The 17,261-nt window shown below is 33.0% G+C and carries 17 protein-coding genes, 2 tRNA genes and 1 riboswitch; of the genes, 15 read left to right on the forward strand and 4 right to left on the reverse strand.

Going from position 1 to position 17,261, the window contains the following annotated elements:
• The first annotated feature begins 50 nt into the window (after positions 1–50).
• The 3 genes from VRU49_RS08155 (at position 51) to VRU49_RS08165 (ending at position 856) form a co-directional block, all read left to right on the forward strand.
• Positions 51–542: a regulatory protein RecX gene (locus tag VRU49_RS08155; RefSeq protein ID WP_330146285.1), complete on the forward strand. Its 492-nt coding sequence runs from the start codon at positions 51–53 to the stop codon at positions 540–542.
• A gap of 105 nt (positions 543–647) precedes the next feature.
• A tRNA-Gly gene (locus tag VRU49_RS08160) sits at positions 648–720 on the forward strand.
• 51 nt (positions 721–771) lie between these two features.
• A tRNA-Leu gene (locus tag VRU49_RS08165) sits at positions 772–856 on the forward strand.
• A 201-nt stretch (positions 857–1,057) separates the two neighbouring features.
• Here VRU49_RS08165 and VRU49_RS08170 read toward each other — a convergent pair.
• The gene (locus tag VRU49_RS08170; RefSeq protein WP_330146286.1) at positions 1,058–1,996 is read right to left on the reverse strand and encodes a Na/Pi cotransporter family protein; all 939 of its coding nucleotides are present in this window, start codon (positions 1,994–1,996) and stop codon (positions 1,058–1,060) included.
• Between the two features lie 330 nt (positions 1,997–2,326).
• On the opposite strand from VRU49_RS08170, the gene VRU49_RS08175 reads away from it, so the two are divergent.
• The 6 genes from VRU49_RS08175 (at position 2,327) to VRU49_RS08200 (ending at position 8,818) form a co-directional block, all read left to right on the forward strand.
• Complete coding sequence (locus tag VRU49_RS08175; protein ID WP_330146287.1) at positions 2,327–2,665, forward strand: hypothetical protein; 339 nt, start codon at positions 2,327–2,329, stop codon at positions 2,663–2,665.
• A 195-nt stretch (positions 2,666–2,860) separates the two neighbouring features.
• A riboswitch (cobalamin riboswitch) is annotated at positions 2,861–3,040 on the forward strand.
• Positions 3,041–3,158: 118 nt separating this feature from the next.
• The gene (locus VRU49_RS08180; protein ID WP_330146288.1) at positions 3,159–3,539 is read left to right on the forward strand and encodes an acyl-CoA thioesterase; all 381 of its coding nucleotides are present in this window, start codon (positions 3,159–3,161) and stop codon (positions 3,537–3,539) included.
• A gap of 93 nt (positions 3,540–3,632) precedes the next feature.
• Positions 3,633–5,228 (forward strand): M1 family metallopeptidase, encoded by a 1,596-nt coding sequence (locus VRU49_RS08185; RefSeq protein WP_330146289.1) that lies wholly within the window; start codon positions 3,633–3,635, stop codon positions 5,226–5,228.
• Positions 5,229–5,343: 115 nt separating this feature from the next.
• The gene (locus VRU49_RS08190; RefSeq protein ID WP_330146290.1) at positions 5,344–5,763 is read left to right on the forward strand and encodes a secondary thiamine-phosphate synthase enzyme YjbQ; all 420 of its coding nucleotides are present in this window, start codon (positions 5,344–5,346) and stop codon (positions 5,761–5,763) included.
• A gap of 1 nt (position 5,764) precedes the next feature.
• Positions 5,765–8,221, forward strand: a complete 2,457-nt coding sequence (locus tag VRU49_RS08195) for a bifunctional UDP-N-acetylmuramoyl-tripeptide:D-alanyl-D-alanine ligase/alanine racemase (protein WP_330146291.1) — start codon at positions 5,765–5,767, stop codon at positions 8,219–8,221.
• A 9-nt stretch (positions 8,222–8,230) separates the two neighbouring features.
• Positions 8,231–8,818, forward strand: a complete 588-nt coding sequence (locus VRU49_RS08200) for a DUF502 domain-containing protein (RefSeq protein WP_330146292.1) — start codon at positions 8,231–8,233, stop codon at positions 8,816–8,818.
• A 43-nt stretch (positions 8,819–8,861) separates the two neighbouring features.
• On the opposite strand, the gene VRU49_RS08205 is transcribed toward VRU49_RS08200, so the two are convergent.
• Positions 8,862–9,569 carry an LOG family protein gene (locus VRU49_RS08205; RefSeq protein WP_330146923.1) on the reverse strand — a complete coding sequence of 236 codons (708 nt, stop codon included), beginning with the start codon at positions 9,567–9,569 and terminating at the stop codon, positions 8,862–8,864.
• Positions 9,570–9,584: 15 nt separating this feature from the next.
• The gene (locus VRU49_RS08210; RefSeq protein ID WP_330146293.1) at positions 9,585–11,093 is read right to left on the reverse strand and encodes a sodium:solute symporter; all 1,509 of its coding nucleotides are present in this window, start codon (positions 11,091–11,093) and stop codon (positions 9,585–9,587) included.
• Between the two features lie 81 nt (positions 11,094–11,174).
• On the opposite strand from VRU49_RS08210, the gene recR reads away from it, so the two are divergent.
• The 6 genes from recR to trpA all read left to right on the forward strand — a co-directional run bounded on the left by recR (position 11,175) and on the right by trpA (position 16,420).
• Positions 11,175–11,792 carry a recombination mediator RecR gene (gene recR, locus VRU49_RS08215; RefSeq protein WP_330146294.1) on the forward strand — a complete coding sequence of 206 codons (618 nt, stop codon included), beginning with the start codon at positions 11,175–11,177 and terminating at the stop codon, positions 11,790–11,792.
• Positions 11,793–11,834: 42 nt separating this feature from the next.
• The gene (locus VRU49_RS08220; RefSeq protein ID WP_330146295.1) at positions 11,835–12,653 is read left to right on the forward strand and encodes an SDR family oxidoreductase; all 819 of its coding nucleotides are present in this window, start codon (positions 11,835–11,837) and stop codon (positions 12,651–12,653) included.
• 190 nt (positions 12,654–12,843) lie between these two features.
• A complete protein-coding gene (trpD, locus tag VRU49_RS08225; RefSeq protein WP_330146296.1) occupies positions 12,844–13,830 on the forward strand; it encodes an anthranilate phosphoribosyltransferase in 987 nt (328 codons plus the stop codon).
• 2 nt (positions 13,831–13,832) lie between these two features.
• Positions 13,833–14,456 carry a phosphoribosylanthranilate isomerase gene (locus tag VRU49_RS08230; protein ID WP_330146297.1) on the forward strand — a complete coding sequence of 208 codons (624 nt, stop codon included), beginning with the start codon at positions 13,833–13,835 and terminating at the stop codon, positions 14,454–14,456.
• On the forward strand, positions 14,453–15,637 hold the full coding sequence (gene trpB / locus VRU49_RS08235) for a tryptophan synthase subunit beta (RefSeq protein ID WP_330146298.1): 1,185 nt from the start codon (positions 14,453–14,455) through the stop codon (positions 15,635–15,637). Before VRU49_RS08230 ends, trpB begins: the two co-directional genes overlap by 4 nt.
• 6 nt (positions 15,638–15,643) lie before the next feature.
• Positions 15,644–16,420 carry a tryptophan synthase subunit alpha gene (gene trpA, locus VRU49_RS08240; RefSeq protein WP_330146299.1) on the forward strand — a complete coding sequence of 259 codons (777 nt, stop codon included), beginning with the start codon at positions 15,644–15,646 and terminating at the stop codon, positions 16,418–16,420.
• A 45-nt stretch (positions 16,421–16,465) separates the two neighbouring features.
• Here the strand turns inward: trpA and VRU49_RS08245 are convergent, their stop codons facing one another.
• Complete coding sequence (locus VRU49_RS08245) at positions 16,466–17,107, reverse strand: hypothetical protein (RefSeq protein ID WP_330146300.1); 642 nt, start codon at positions 17,105–17,107, stop codon at positions 16,466–16,468.
• Positions 17,108–17,261 lie beyond the last annotated feature (154 nt).

Consider the following 17,261-nt stretch of genomic DNA (forward strand, 5'->3'; position numbering starts at 1 on the left):
TAGGTCATAATCCTGTTGTGAAGTTAAAAATATGCCTAACTTTGGGTTAAATGGATTCATTAGAGAAGAGAAATATAAAATTAACCTTTAACACAGCCCTTGCTAAAATTCAGAATTGGTGTGCTTATCAGGAGCGCTCGCACGGAGAAGTAAAAGAAAAATTATATGAGTGGAATTTATATCCTTCGGAAGTAGATCAAATTATAAGTAAACTCATAGAAGAAAACTTTTTAAATGAAGAAAGATTTGTAAAAGCCTATGTTTCGGGGAAATTTAGAATTAAAAAGTGGGGTAGGAGAAAAATAAAACAAGGGCTCTTACAAAAGAAGGTGACTGATAAAATGATAGATAGTGGATTGAATACTATCGATGGAGATGAGTACGAAGCTACTTTAGCCGATTTGGCGATGAAAAAATTTCATTTGATAAAAGAAAAAGATGCTTTTAAACATAAAAATAAACTTATAACCTATCTTCAGAGTAGGGGATATGAAACTGATATGATTTTTTTTGTTTTGAAAGCCAATAACTTATATAAATAAGGTAATTTTTATTTAAAAAAATATTGGATGGAATAGAAACTTGTGTATATTTGCATTCCCAAAGGCAAACAGCCTGCAGGATTACATCGGATGATGTTAATAAATGCGAAAGTAGCTCAGTTGGTAGAGCACGACCTTGCCAAGGTCGGGGTCGCGAGTTCGAATCTCGTCTTTCGCTCTAAATATCTTCCTACCAGGAGATATTTTTAAAAAAAGCAATTTGCTTTTTGCTCAGATGGTGGAACTGGTAGACACGCAGGACTTAAAATCCTGTGCCCTCAACAGGCGTGCGGGTTCGATTCCCGCTCTGAGTACAATTAAATCCCGACTAATCAGTCGGGATTTTTTGTTTTATACCCCTCCTAAATTAATACAAGAATACTAGAGTTAGATTAGTTGTAATTTCTGTGGACTAATCCCTTTGATCTGTTACCTTGAAACGGAATGCAATGCAGTGGTAGGAGCTCATATTCAATCATCGCCACCATTTTAAACATAATCTGATTTTTGTCGAGTTAATCAGATAATTTATACCACCTATGTTTTTGTAATCTCCTTAGTGTTGGATTTAAAAAGATTAAAAAGAAAACCGATGTGAATGTATTGCTAATGGTATAGGCGATGGCAACTTGTAATGCCGGCTCATGACTAAACGACATGGCAATATTTTTTAAGACTCCAAAAAATGGGAACATGAAAATTACGCCTACTATGTTAAATGCAGAAGCCGACCATGCTACTAATTTGGAAAGAGACGAGAATTTTAAGCTGATAATTAAAGCAGTAGAGGTAGTACCAATGTTGGCTCCAATTACAATTGGAATGGCAGAATCTATGGTTATGGTTCCTTGAGCTAACAATACAATTACTAATCCTACTACCACCGAACTCGATTGAATGATTATAGTAATAATAATCCCATAAATTATGCCTAACAATGGGTTAGTGGCCATTGATAAAATTTCAATTAATAAAGGGTCATTTTTAATAGGTTCCATGGCCTCACTTATTAATGAAAGAGAAAAAAAGATAAAGCCAAAATAAAATATAGGCTTACCAACAACGGCAATTTTTGTTGGTATCATACTAATAATTGAGCCCAATACAATGAAGAATGGACCTATAAAAGTAGAGTTCATAGATACAATCCATGCGGTAGATGTGGTTCCTATATTAGTCCCTAATAATATCAATATACTATCTCTAAGCGTTATTACGCCACTATTTACAAACGATACAGTTAGTGTAGAAACTAATGTGCTAGATTGTATGGTTGCTGTGAAAAGGGTGCCCAATAAGAAGCCACCAATTCTGTATTTGGTTATTTTGCCAATCCATTTAGATAAACGCTCTGTTCCTAAATTTTGAATTTCTTTACTAAAGCTTTGTAAACCAAATACAAATAGGGCAATAGAAGCTATTATTATGACAATGGTTTGGAAATTTTCGAACATTTAAATGGTTTGTACGTTTGCTGCACTATTTTCTTTTTATCCCAATAATGCTCGGTTTTGAGTTCAAAATTAAAAAATTACCGCTTATATTCAATTTAATTATTTTTAGTTAAGGATTTGTTGGGTTGTTAAGTTTAGCTAATTTCTATATAATGAAAGAGTTATATGTATTTTTCTATTTTGCTTATTTATGAATTTAAATTTTGGATATACAATTTTATTTTATTTACTTTGTACTACAAAGTACTTTTATAATTTTTAATTTATTGAAAATTAGGCACTTTTATACTTAGTGAAAAAATGAAATTTAAATATTAACCCTATTAAAAAATGACAACTTCTCAAAATTCATCCCCAACTTGTAAACCATTTAATTCCGCTGCCTCATTTATGATTATTGGTGCAATCATAAATTTATGTTTGGTTTTATTATTTATTTCCGGAGTAGATAACCCCAATCCTTTATGGGGACAATTTTGGTTTATCCGCCCAATTATAGTAATAACATTAGCAGGAGCAATGGCAGGTTTTGTAGTTTTTAAGATAAGCAGTTTATGGATACCTGGAAGCTGGAAGTTGGTAGTAGGTTTATTTTTAAGTCTATTAATCTATGTTTTTATTTTGTGGATGAGTTCAGTTTTAGGTTTCGCAGGAACATTGTGGAATTAAGAATAGTTAGAAAGTCAGAAAAGTCTGAGAAGTCAGTCAGTAGTCAGTAGTTAGTTGGTAGTTAGTCAGCAGGTTGTTGATACTTGGTTCTAACTCCTAACTCTTAGCTTTTCCGTCTTTAGTCTTTAGTCTTCGGTCTTTCCGTCTTTCGGCTTTCCAACTTTTCCCTTATCTTTACACCATTCGTTCTTAGTTTTATTCCTCACAATAGTCGGTATTGCCTCTAAGGTAATTTAAAAGGGAATCGTGTGTAAATCACGAACTGTCGCGCAACTGTAAGTAACCAAAGCCTTTGTCAAAGCGGCCCACTCCTCCGGGGGGAAGGGCGACTAAGGTGTTATAAGTCAGGATATCTGCCACTCATTGTTTTGAATGCTTTCGCGGTAAAAAGTATATTCAATCGTATCAATAGTATATCTCAATAGAGGTTGTGCTGGCCTATGCTTTGAATTTTATTACCAAAGCTCTGATCGGCTTATTAAACAGTAATTATATGATACAAGAAAAAATCAAAAACTCCGAAACCCGAATTTTTAAAGCTGTATTTCCCAATACAACAAATCATTATGATACCTTGTTTGGTGGTACAGCCATGCATATGATGGATGAAGTAGCTTTTATAACGGCTACTCGTTACAGCCGACAAATTATGGTTACCGTAAGTAGTGATAAAATTGATTTTAAAAAGCCCATTCCGGCAGGAACAATTGTAGAATTAATAGGTAAGGTGGTCCACGTTGGTAATACGAGTTTAAAGGTTAATGTAGATATCTATATCGAACAAATGTACGCTGAAGGTAGAGAATTGGCTGTGCAAGGTATTTTTACTTTTGTGGCGATTGATAAAGATAAAAAGCCTATAAAAATTAATTAATAGGTGTAATTTTCTTGTGTTACTTTAATTGTTACATTTTTATTGGTCAATTGTAATTGAAATAGGCGATATTAAATTATTAATTGATTAAAAATGAAAAAAATCCTTCTAAGTATATTTTGCTTTGGAGCAGCATTTTTTGCTCAGGCTCAAATTTTAACAACCGGTGGAAAATTAAAACCCGAGCAAGCTATAATGGATGTCCGACATTATACGCTGAATTTAGCTGTGAATGTAGATGACGAATCTATTGCTGGTAATACAATTGTAGATGTAATTCTCTCTGAACCAACTAATGTGCTATTATTGGATTTGATGGATAATTTTGCTATCAGTAAGGTATTGGTTAACAATAGAGTGGAATCGTTTACTTTTAATAATGATTTAATTGTGATTAACCTCAAAAACACCCTAAAAGCAGGGAAGGCCTCCATTCAGGTTTTTTATTCAGGTAAACCACATGTGGCCATTAGACCGCCTTGGGAGGATGGTTTTACGTGGACGAAAGATGCAAATGGAACACCAAGAGTTGAGGTAACAGCAGAAGGAGGTGGTGGTAAAATATTTTTCCCTAGTAAGGATCATCCTTCAGATGAACCTAATGAAGGGGTAATTATGAATATCACAGTGCCTAATAATTTAGTAGTCGCTGGTCCGGGTTTATTAAGGAAAATCACTAAAAAAGGTGATAAAGTTACCTACCATTGGCAAACCAAATACACCATAAATAATTATAATATTGTTTTTAATGCGGCTGATTATACGGTTGTAAAACGTTTATATACCACTAGCGAAGGCAATAAAGTACCTATGGAATTTTATGTTTTAAAATATAATGTAGATAAAGCTCAAAAGCACCTAGATTTATTAGAACGCAGTATGCAAATGCAGGAAAAATACTTTGGAGAGTACCCTTGGATTAATGAAAAGATTGGAATTGTAGAAACAGAGCATATGGGTATGGAACATCAAACGATGAATGCATACGGTGCGAAGTTTAAATATTCTAAAATTGGCGCTTATGACTTCGATGGATTAATGCACCATGAACTTGGACACGAATGGTGGGGAAATAAAGTAACTGCAAAAGATTGGGCAGATTTTTGGATTCAAGAAGGGATATGTACGTTTGGTGATGCTTTATTTATTAGAGAACATGAAGGAATAGATGCTTATGTAAAGCATTTTAAAAGAGTAGGTCAAACGGCGATAAAAAATAATAAGCCATTGGTTCAAGGAAAAGATATTGATGGTAAGACCGCTTACGAAGGCGATATTTATCCTAAAGGGGCCTTTTTTATGCATACATTAGCCTATATTATGGGCGATGATTTGTTTTATCCTGCCTTAAAAAAGTTCGCTACTTCAACCCAATACACTTATCATAATAAAGTAGTTACAGCCGATCTAGAGGCTTTTTTTAGTAAGGAAGCAGGCATCGATCTAAAACCTTTGTTTGATTTATTTATTTTCTCAACCAATAAATTGGAGATTTCTATGAAGGAGTTACCAAATAATAGATATGCTCTACAATTAAACAATATCAAGATGAGTTTACCTGTTGATGTGGTTACTCACGAAGGAACCAAACGTTTAAATTTATCGGAAAAACCAATTATTATAAATAGTAATGTAATGCCATCTGTAGATCCTAATTGGTTTTATTTGAGGAAGATAATTATTGAATAGTATTTTTTAAAGGGTCTAATTTTTTTAGGCCCTTTTTTTATGGATGGGTTTTATAAATTAAATTCATCATTGATGTGCATTTTTTAAGATTTTGAGCTTAAATTTATAGGGAACTATGAAATTTTATCAATATTCTATTTCCCTAAATAAGCCTAGAGGATTTCACTTAATAACTGATCTGGTTGTTCGTGCAACAACTCATTTAAATTCCGTTTCTGTTGGGATGATGCAGGTGTTTATTCAACATACTTCGGCCTCACTAACCATAAATGAAAATGCAGATCCAACTGTAAGGAAAGATTTTGAGACTTTTTTTAATAAAATGGTGCCCTCAGATTTTCCAGATTTTATACATACTTATGAAGGATTAGATGATATGCCTGCTCATTTAAAATCATCTATTTTAGGTAGTTCTGTTCAAATTCCAATTAATAATGGAGAATTATGTTTAGGTACCTGGCAAGGTATTTATTTTTGTGAACATAGAGATTTTGGAGGAAATAGAAATTTAATTATTACAATCTGGGGGAATTAAAATGCAATCTACTTTATACAACATTCAAAAAATTGCAGATATTGTTAATGGTAAGCTGTATGCATTTAATTCAGAACATTTAATTCAAACGTTAGTTACCGACAGCAGAAGGATTAATCACCCGTTAAATGCATTATTTTTCGCGATTAAGGCTCAAAAGGATGGACATCTTTTTTTAAAGGATGCCTACCAAAATCAAATCAGAAATTTTATTGTAAATGTACTTCCTGATTTAAATCAGTTTAAAGAAGCTAATTTTATAATAGTAGATGATACTTTAAAAGCTTTACAACAAATCTCTGCTTACCATAGAAATCAATTTAATATTCCAGTAATTGGGATCACTGGAAGTAATGGAAAAACTATTGTAAAGGAATGGCTATACCAATTATTTGCACCAGATTATTCTATAATAAAAAGCCCTGGAAGTTATAATTCCCAAATTGGAGTTCCACTTTCTGTATGGCAAATAAACAATAAGCACAATCTTGGCATTTTTGAAGCGGGTATTTCCAATCCTTTAGAAATGGTAAAACTTAGGGCAGTTATTCAACCAACAATTGGTGTTTTAACCAATATTCGCGAGGCTCATGCTGCTGGGTTTTCTTCGATAAAGGAAAAGTTAAGTGAGAAGTTGCAGTTGTTTAAGGAGGTAGATTTATTAATTTACAATAAAAAGGATATTCAAAAAAGCGACCTTAAAGAGCTAAATATAAAAAAGCTTTTTGCTTGGTCGAGACATGGAAAGGCCGATTTAACCATAATTGATGAAGTTCCTATTGAAGGTAAATACTATTTAAGGGCTTATTTTCAGGATAAGGAAATAGAATGTTTGATTCCTTTTTCGGACGAAGCTTCCATAGAAAATGGGATAACTTGCTGGGCAGTAATGTTAGCCTTAGGAATTCAGCCATCAATTGCCGATGAGCGATTGGAGCGTTTATCTAAAGTTAGGATGCGTTTAGAATTAAAACCGGGAATTAATCATTGTTCTATAATTGATGATTCTTATAGTGCTGATTTGCCATCTTTAGCGATTGCGTTAGACTTTTTAAATCAGCAAAATCAACACGAACAGAAAACGGTAATTCTATCTGATTTTTTTGAGACGGGAAAATCACCAGAAAATTTATATCAAGAAATTGCAGGCTTATTAAATCAGAAAAAAGTAACCAGGGTTATAGGAATTGGTACTTCTATAGCAGAATATGGTAAATTCTTTAAGGGAGAAAAGCAATTTTTTACAGATACTACCCAGTTTATATCGGCCTTGCCTGCTCTTAGTTTTCATAAAGAAAGTATATTAATTAAAGGGGCAAGAAAGTTTGAGTTTGAGCGAATTAGTAAATTATTGACGCAAAAGAGTCACGATACGGTGCTAGAGGTAAATCTAGATGCTATGACGCATAATTTAAACTTTTATCGTTCTAAATTAAACGAGGGTGTTAAAATAATGGCCATGGTTAAGGCATTTTCTTATGGAAGTGGTTCATTTGAAATTGCCAATTTACTTCAATTTAATAAGGTAGATTATTTGGCGGTGGCTTATGCCGATGAAGGTGTGGCACTAAAACAGGCTGGAATTAAGTTGCCAATTATGGTAATGAGTCCAGAATCTTCTGCATTCGATAAAATTATAGAACACAATTTAGAACCCGAACTTTATAGTTTAGATGTTTTACAAGATTTTTTATCTTATTTATCAGACAATACAATAGATTATCCAGTTCATATTAAATTGGATACTGGGATGCATAGGTTGGGTTTTGAGGAGGAACAGGATGACGCAATTATTGACTTACTAAAATCTACCAATAAAATTTATGTTAAATCTGTCTTTACCCATTTGGTGGGTAGTGGAAATGATGATTTAAAAGAATTTACCCTCACTCAATTAAATGGGTTTAAAACTAGGGCAGAGAAATTATCCACTGCATTGGGTTATAAGTTTATAAAACACGCATTGAATACCTCTGGGATTGATAATTTTAACGAATACCAAATGGATATGGTTCGGTTGGGAATCGGTTTATACGGTTATGATGCTTCTGTTCCAGCTCAATCGTTAAGAACTGTAGCCGTTCTAAAAACAACAATTTCTCAGGTTAAGCAAATAAAACCATTGGAAACTGTAGGTTATGATAGGAAAGGGGTAATGCCTGATGGAGGAAAAACTGCTACTGTGAAAATTGGTTATGCTGATGGATACTCACGTTATTTTGGCCATGGAGTGGGAAAAATGATGATTAATGGAGTGTTGGTATCAACAATTGGGTCTATTTGTATGGATATGTGTATGTTGGATGTTACTGGACTAGATGTTAAGCGGGGGGATGAGGTTATTGTTTTTAATGATGAACTAACCATAAAAAATTTAGCTGATCAAATTCAAACCATTCCTTATGAAATTCTCACAAATATATCGCAGAGAGTAAAAAGGGTATATTTTTATGAGTAGTTTTGTAGTATGAACAAGTTGGGCAAAAGTTTATTGAATTATTTAATAAAAGGACTATTGGTAGTGGTTCCAGTTGCATTGAGTATTTTCATTGTAGTGTGGGCAGTAACTACCGTAGATAGCTGGATAGATGTAAATGCTGTTTTAGGTTCCGATCCTGTTACTGGTAAAACTAGGGATATACCAGGTTTAGGATTATTAACTGTATTAGGAATTATATTATTAGCAGGCGTTATTGTAACCAATTTAGTTACTGAGCCTGTAAAAGCCTGGTTTAGGCGATTAATGAAAAAATTGCCTTTATTTAATTTTATCTATTCTTCAATTAAAGATTTGACTGAAGCATTTGTTGGTGATGAGAAAAAGTTTACTCAACCTGTATTAGTGGAAGTGGAAGCTGGGCTAAAAAAAATAGGGTTTTTAACGCAGTCAGATTTAGATAATTTGGGATTAAAGGATGAAATGATCGTTTATTTCCCTTTTTCTTATTCATTTGCTGGCCAAATTTATGTAATTCATAAGGATAGAATTAAGCCTTTAAAAATGAATCCTGCTGAAGCGATGAAGTTAATTTTAAGCGGAGGGGTAAGTCAATAAAAAAAGGGTTTTTCTAATTAGAAAAACCCTTTTAACTTTAGTACTAAAAGTTAGGTTTTAGTACATATTTCTCATAAAACTTAAAGATATGTTCGGCTGCTTCTTCGGCAGTATCTACAAGCCTAAATAATTTTAAATCTTCTGCATGAATATTATGTTCTTTTGCTAACATGGTAGATTCAATCCAATTAACCAATCCACCCCAATAATCTTTTCCAACCAATACAATAGGAAAACGTGCTATTTTTCCAGTCTGAATTAAGGTTATGGCCTCAAAAAGCTCATCCATAGTTCCCATGCCGCCTGGCAATACAATAAATCCTTGACTATATTTCATGAACATTACTTTTCTAATAAAAAAGTAATCAAATTCTAATAATTTATTTGAATCAATGTATTTATTATGGAACTGTTCAAATGGCAAATCAATGTTTAATCCAACAGATTTTCCACCATTTTCAAAAGCACCTTTATTGGCTGCTTCCATAATACCGGGTCCACCACCTGTAATTACTCCGTAACCTCTATCAGTTAATAATTTTGCGCAGTCTACTGCAATTTTATAATACGGATTAGTTTCAGGAGTTCTAGCTGAACCAAAAATACTTACACAAGGACCAATTTTCGCTAATTTTTCAAATCCATCCACAAATTCGGCCATTATTTTAAAAATAGACCAGCTATCTGTAACTTTTATTTCTTGCCAATCTTTATTGGCAAACGCATTTCTTATCTTCTCTTCACTCGTCATCTCCATAGTTAAATTCTAAAATTTCGTTTGTAAGTCAGTAGGCTTACTAATTAATAACAATCCTATAAATGTAATTAAACCATTGAACAATATCAATTCTACACTAAAAGTATAACCGCCTAATAATTCAGCCGAATTATTGTTCAGAACCCAACATATTATAGGAGCAAGTATACAAACTACAGGCACTAATTTATCTCTTAATCCACGTTTTTTCATAAATAATCCGAAGCCATATAAGCCTAAGAGCGGTCCGTATGTATAAGATGCAACTTTAAATATTCCTTTTACAACCGATTCATCATTTACCGCATTAAATATTATAATTACCAAGAACATTAATAGCGAGAACCCAATATGAACCATATGGCGTCTCTTAACATGCTTAGCTGCATTTAAATCTTTTTCTTTGTCCATCCCTAAAAAGTCGACACAAAAAGAAGTGGTTAAAGCCGTTAAAGCAGAATCTGTGGTTGCAAAAGTTGCAGCGGTTAAGCCTAACATAAACACCACTGCAGGAATTATACTTAAGTGGTTTAAAGCAATTTCAGGGAAAAGGAAATCGGTTCTAGGTTTGCCGGTTGAAGCATCAATTGGAATTTCTATTCCATTTTGTTGTGCGTAAATGTATAATAAAGCACCTACACCTAGGAAAAAGATATTGATCACTACAAAAACTCCGGTAAACGTAAACATGTTTTTCTGAGCTTCGCCAATGTTCTTGCAGCTTAGATTTTTTTGCATCAAATCCTGATCTAAACCCGTCATGGCAATGGTAATAAAAATACCGCCTAGTAATTGTTTACTGATATGGAAGTTACTGGTCATGAAGTCTTCGTAAAAGAAAACTTTAGAATAGTTACTTTCTTTAATGGTTTCAAATGCCTGGAAAATGCTGATGTCTAAACTATCGCAAATGAAATAAATACTTAAAAATACTGAGGTTACTAAAAAGAATGTTTGAAGCGTATCTGTTATAATAATGGTTTTTAATCCACCTTTGTAGGTATAAGACCAAATTAAAATAAGTGAAATTAAAACAGTAGCCCAGAAAGGAATACCATAACTGTCAAAGATAAATCGCTGTAATACAATTACAACCAAGTATAATCTAAAAGCCGATCCAATTGTTCTACTTATCAAGAATATAGATGCAGCGGTTTTATAACTAATAACACCCAGTCTTTGTTCAATATAACCATAAATTGAGGTCAATTGCATACGGTAATACAATGGAAGTAATACAGTTGCAATAATTATAAAGCCTATGGCATTTCCTAAAACAAATTGAAAATATTGAAATTGATTTCCCGATGGTGCGCCAACTTCACCTGGAACCGATATAAAGGTTACACCGGAAAGTGCAGTTCCTATCATCCCAAAAGCAACCAAGTACCATTTGGAATTTCTATTTGCAATAAAAAATGTTGAATTATCGGACGATTTTTTTGAAGTGAAGAAGGCTACACCTATTAACAACAAAAAATACCCAATAAGAAAACACAATAGTAAAAATGGAGACATAATTTTGATTTTAGCGGCTAAATGTAAGAAATTGATAGGTGAAAAAATTATTTTACGGAAAGATAATTATAAATTTGTACAATGAATTTTTCTTCCAAATTACTGGAAAATGCTGTGGCTGAATTCGCTAAGCTTCCTGGAGTAGGTCCAAAAACCGCTTTGCGTTTAGTTCTTAATCTCTTAAAAAATGAAGATTCGGAAGTAGAAAACTTTACATCTTCAATTTTAAACCTAAAGCACCATATAAAATATTGTAATAAGTGTTCTAATTTGTCGGACGATGAAATTTGTGGTATTTGTTTAAATTCTAAACGTGATCATGAAACCATTTGCATTGTAGAAGATACAAGAGATGTAATGGCAATAGAAAATACCAATCAATACTTTGGTGTTTATCATGTTTTAGGTGGTTTAATTTCGCCAATGGAAGGCGTTGGACCTAGCGATTTAAAAATAGATCAGTTAGTAGAACGGATAAAAGAAAATCCTCCTAAGGAAGTTATTTTAGCGTTGAGCGCAAATATGGAAGGCGATACAACTATTTTTTACCTTTATAAGCGTTTAAAAGATTTTAATTTATCTATTTCTACAATTGCCAGAGGTATTGCATTTGGTGGTGAAATTGAGTATGCAGATGAAATTACATTAGGGCGTTCTATTTTAACAAGGGTTCCTTATGAAAATTCATTGATTAAGTAGTAAGGTATAAATTGAATTTGGGGTTTTGAATTATTAAATGATATGGATTTTAAAAACAAAGTAGTTGTTATTACTGGGGCTTCTAGCGGAATTGGAAAAGCTTGTGCGTACGATTTGGCAAGTAAAGGTGCTGATTTGGTCTTAGCTGCTAGACAGTTGGAGGTTATAGAGGAAATAGCGATAGATTTAAACGCGAAGTTTAATGTTCAAGTAATTGCTGTTAAAACAGATGTAAGTAAGGAGGAAGATTGTATTAAATTAATGGAAACAACTGTTTCTAAGTTTGGTAGAATTGATGTTTTACTTAATAATGCCGGAATTTCTATGCGTTCATTATTTTCAAACGTTGATTTAACTGTGCTTAAACAATTAATGGATGTGAACTTCTGGGGTACGGTTTATTGTACCAAATATGCTTACCCAGAAATTTTAAAATCTAAAGGTACTATTGTTGGTGTATCTTCTATTGCTGGATACCGTGGTTTACCTGGACGTACAGGTTATTCTGCCTCTAAGTTTGCGATGAATGGTTTTATGGAATCTATAAGAACAGAATTATTGCCTTTAGGCGTAAATGTTTTAGTGGTTTGTCCGGGTTTTACTACTTCTAATATTCGTGTAGCTGCTTTGTCTGACACAACAGCTGCTCATGGGGAGACCAGTATGGATGAAGGTAAAATGATGACTGCTGAGGAAGTTGCCAGCAGAATATCGCAAGGAATTAAAGATAGAAAACGTACTTTAATTATGACTGGACAAGGAAAGCTGACCGTTTGGTTGAACAAATTATTACCGAAATTGACGGATAAATTGGTATATAACCATTTCACTAAGGAAAAGAATGCATTAATAAAACCATAAAGAAAATTTTATTTAAAAATTTTACGCACGAATAAATTTAATTTGCATCTTTGTCTCAATGAACAGAATTTTAAATAACAATTGGTGGAGCCTTAGCATAATTTGCTGAGCGGCTATTGTTATACTATAAATAAATATTTAACAGAAAAGGGTTGCTTGGTAAGCAGCCCTTTTTTTTATGCCTAAAAAAATGAAAAATATATTAAATCATTTATTCGATTATAAGACTTTCTCTAGGGGAGAAGCAAAGGAAATTCTATCCTCTATTAGCCTGGGGAAGTATAATACGCAAGAAATCACCGCATTTATAACGGCTTTTAGAATGCGAAAAATTACGGTTGATGAACTTCAAGGTTTTAGAGATGCCATGTTAGATTTAGCTATTCCTGTTGATTTAGGTACGAATGAAATTATAGATCTATGCGGCACTGGGGGCGATGGAAAGGATACGTTTAATATTTCAACTTTAGCCTCTTTTGTTGTAGCTGGAGCGGGTTATAAAGTAGCTAAACATGGCAATTATGGCGTTTCGTCTAGTTGTGGATCCTCAAATGTGTTCGAGTACTTAGGTGGTAGGTTTACCAATAATATTGAATTGTTAAAACATCAATTAGATCAAGCTGGAATATGTTTTCTTCATGCGCCATTGTTTAATGAAGGGATGAAAAGAGTAGCGCCAATTCGTAAAGAGTTAGGTGTTAAAACCTTTTTTAATATGCTTGGACCCATGATAAATCCGGCAAAACCTAAATTCCAAGTTACAGGTGTGTTCGATTTAGAATTAGCACGCTTATACGCTTATTTATATCAAGATACAGGAAGTAATTATACCATTATTCATTCTCTAGATGGTTACGATGAGATTTCGCTAACAGGTGCTTTTAAAGTTTACTCAAATAAAGGTGAATCGGTTGTGCAATTAGAAGATTTAGGATTCGAACCTTTATCGCCTAAAGATATAGAAGGGGGAAATACAGTAGCCTCATCAGCACAAATTTTTATAAATGTTTTAAATGGAGAAGGAACGCAAGCACAAAATAATGTGGTTTTAACCAATGCAGCTACGGCTATTCAAACCATTCAACCATATAAATCATTTGCTGATTGCTATTATGAAGCCGAAGAGTCCTTGTTGCGAAAAAACGCATTACAATCATTTAATACTTTAATTTCTTAATTATGTTGCAATTAAAAGTCTGTGGAATCAATGATTATAATACCTTGATTCAATTAAATGCACTGGAACCAAATTATTTAGGTTTCATATTTTACGAACCTTCGCCCAGATGCTTAACGCTAGATAAAACCGTTTTAAGAAATGTAAATCCATCTATTCTTAAAATTGGGGTTTTTGTAAATGAAGACTATTTAAAAGTTGTTGAAAAATGCAAATTATTTAATTTACAGGGTGTTCAATTGCATGGAGAAGAGTCTATTGAGTATTTAATCTTACTAAAATCTTTGCTGCCCGATTTAATTATCTCTAAAGCATTTTTAATAGATTATACCTTCGATTTTAATCAACTTCTTCCGTATTCCGACTTGGTTGATTATTTTTTATTTGATTCTAAATCAGACTTATATGGTGGTTCAGGTAAAAAGTTTAATTGGCAAAAATTAGAAGAATATAATTTAAATAAGCCCTTCTTTCTGAGTGGAGGGATTGAGGTTAACGACTTAAACAAAATAAAGGAAATTAATCATCCACAATTTATAGGTGTAGATATTAACAGTAAGTTTGAAATAGCACCTGGAATAAAAAATATAGAATTAATTAAAAAATTTAAAGAACAACTGATATGAGCAATTTTGAAGTAGATGAATACGGTTATTTTGGGAACTATGGAGGAGCGTTTATTCCAGAAATGTTATACCATAATGTAGAAGAACTTAGACAAAAATACGCTGAATTAATAAATGAGTCTAGCTTTCAGGAGCAATACCATCAGTTATTATCTGACTATGTAGGCAGACCATCGCCATTGTATATGGCAAAACATCTATCGGAAAAGTATAATGCCAAAATATATTTAAAAAGAGAGGATTTAAATCATACTGGTGCACATAAAATAAACAATACCATTGGTCAAATTTTATTGGCAGAGAGGTTAGGTAAAAAGAGAATTATTGCAGAAACAGGGGCTGGTCAGCATGGTGTTGCTACTGCAACAGTTTGTGCTTTACGTGGATTAGAATGCGTTATTTACATGGGGGCAGTAGATATTGAACGTCAGGCTCCAAATGTTGCTAGAATGAAAATGCTAGGGGCGGAAGTAGTGGCTGCACACTCTGGCAGTAAAACTTTAAAAGATGCTACTAATGAGGCAATGCGAGATTGGATAAATAACCCGACCGATACTTTTTATATAATTGGTTCGGTGGTTGGCCCGCATCCTTATCCCGATATGGTGGCAAAGTTTCAGTCGGTTATTTCTAAAGAAACAAAAATTCAATTATTGGAGAAAGAGGGAAGGGAAAACCCAGATTATGTATTGGCTTGCGTAGGTGGAGGAAGTAATGCTATGGGTATGTTTTATCATTATATAAATGAACCTTCTGTACGTTTAATTGCTGTAGAAGCTGGCGGAAAAGGGGTTAAAAGTGGCTATAGTGCAGCTACCACTCAATTAGGCAAAGAAGGCATATTGCATGGAAGCAAGAGTATAATTATGCAAACCACAGATGGACAAATTATAGAACCTCATTCTATTTCAGCTGGTTTAGATTATCCAGGGATAGGCCCTCAACATGCTCATTTATGGGATACAAAAAGAGCAAAATATGTTTCAATCACTGATGAAGAAAGCTTAGAAGCGGGTTTATTGCTCACTAGGCAGGAAGGAATAATTCCAGCATTAGAAAGCGCGCACGCATTGGCATATTTAGAATATATGGACTTAAAATCTGACGAAATCGTAGTTGTTTGTTTAAGTGGAAGGGGAGATAAGGATTTAAGTACCTATGCGAATCACTTTAATTTTTAGATGAATATGGAAAATAGAATAAGAAGAACTTTAGCTAATAAATCAGAAAAATTAATCTCAATATACTTTACTGCGGGATACCCCAACTTAAATGATACTATAGGAATTGCTGAAAATTTGCAGAATGCGGGTGCCGATTTAATTGAAATTGGTATTCCATTTTCAGATCCAAGTGCAGATGGTCCTGTTATTCAAGCGGCTAATAAAGTGGCTTTAGATAATGGAATGTCTTTGAAATTGTTATTTACACAACTTAAAGATTTAAGAAAGCGAGTAGATATTCCTGTTTTACTCATGGGCTATTTAAATCCGGTTATGCAATTTGGGATAGAAGAATTTTGTAAATCTTGTGCAGAGGTGGGTATAGATGGATGTATTTTACCTGATTTACCCTTGGCAGAATATAAAAATGAATACGAGTCCTATTTTAAGCATTATAATTTAGAAATTATCTGGTTAATAACCCCACAAACCACAGAGGAAAGGATACGAGCTTATGACGAAAATTCTAATTCTTTTTTATATGCATTATCATCTTCTTCTACTACCGGAAATACAGCCGATTCTTTCTCAGAAGATTCTATAAACTATTTTAATAAACTTAAGATGTTGAACTTGAAAAATCCATTTTTCATTGGATTCGGAATTTCTAATAAAAACACCTTAAAACAGGCTTTCGATTATGCTAAGGGGGCAATAATAGGTACAGCCTTTATTAAATCTTTAAATAATGCTAATGGTTTAAATAAAACTGATGAATTTATTAATCTATTGAAAAAATAACCCAGTAGATTGAGTTCAGTTTTATTTAATGATTAGTGTTAATTTTTAAAAATTAACACTAATTCCAACCGTTGGACTAATATCTCCGAATCCGAAATTCGCATTGTCGTACTTTTGGATTAAGGTATCTCCCAAATAAAATTTGTATCGGTTATAATTTAACATGTTTATAGAACCTTCTATGTTTAATCTGTTGGTAGCAGCAAAAGAAAAACCTGGTATAACTGCGATTCCAAACTGTCTAATATCTAATTTTCCGGAATTTCCGAAAGAAGGATTACTGAAATTAGTTTCAGATGTGCCAAATCCGTTGTAAGCATTAAACTGTCCGTAGAAATATAATTTAGGCCCGATCGGGATATAATATCTTATAAAGGGAGATAAGCCTACCATCTGCTGTTGAGTTTCATTCCAATTATTTGGAACAGCGTTTACCAAATTTGTTCTTTTTTCTGTTGTTCCGCTAAAAATAATATGTAATCCAATCGCCAGCCTATCTTGAGGGAAATATGCAATGAATGGTGATATTTCATGCGATGTATTTAATGAGGTATAATCAAAATTGTTAGTATTTGTACGATTATATCCAATTTTACCCCCAATTATTTTTGCGCCTTTATCTACATCATACTGACCGAAGCAAAAGTTTGAAACTAACAATGAAAAAAATAATAATTTATATTTCATGGGTGTTGTTAAAAGGATACTTGTTCTGTTTTAAATCTCTTTTAAATAATATTTTTAATTAGTGGTACTAATTAACCTAAATAGCTTTTTAAGCACTATTGGTGCAAAAATATATTTTAAATTATATTAATTGCGTGATTTTTTTCATTATTTG

It is taken from the genome of Pedobacter flavus (genome assembly GCF_036324285.1).
Lineage (GTDB): Bacteria > Bacteroidota > Bacteroidia > Sphingobacteriales > Sphingobacteriaceae > Pedobacter > Pedobacter flavus.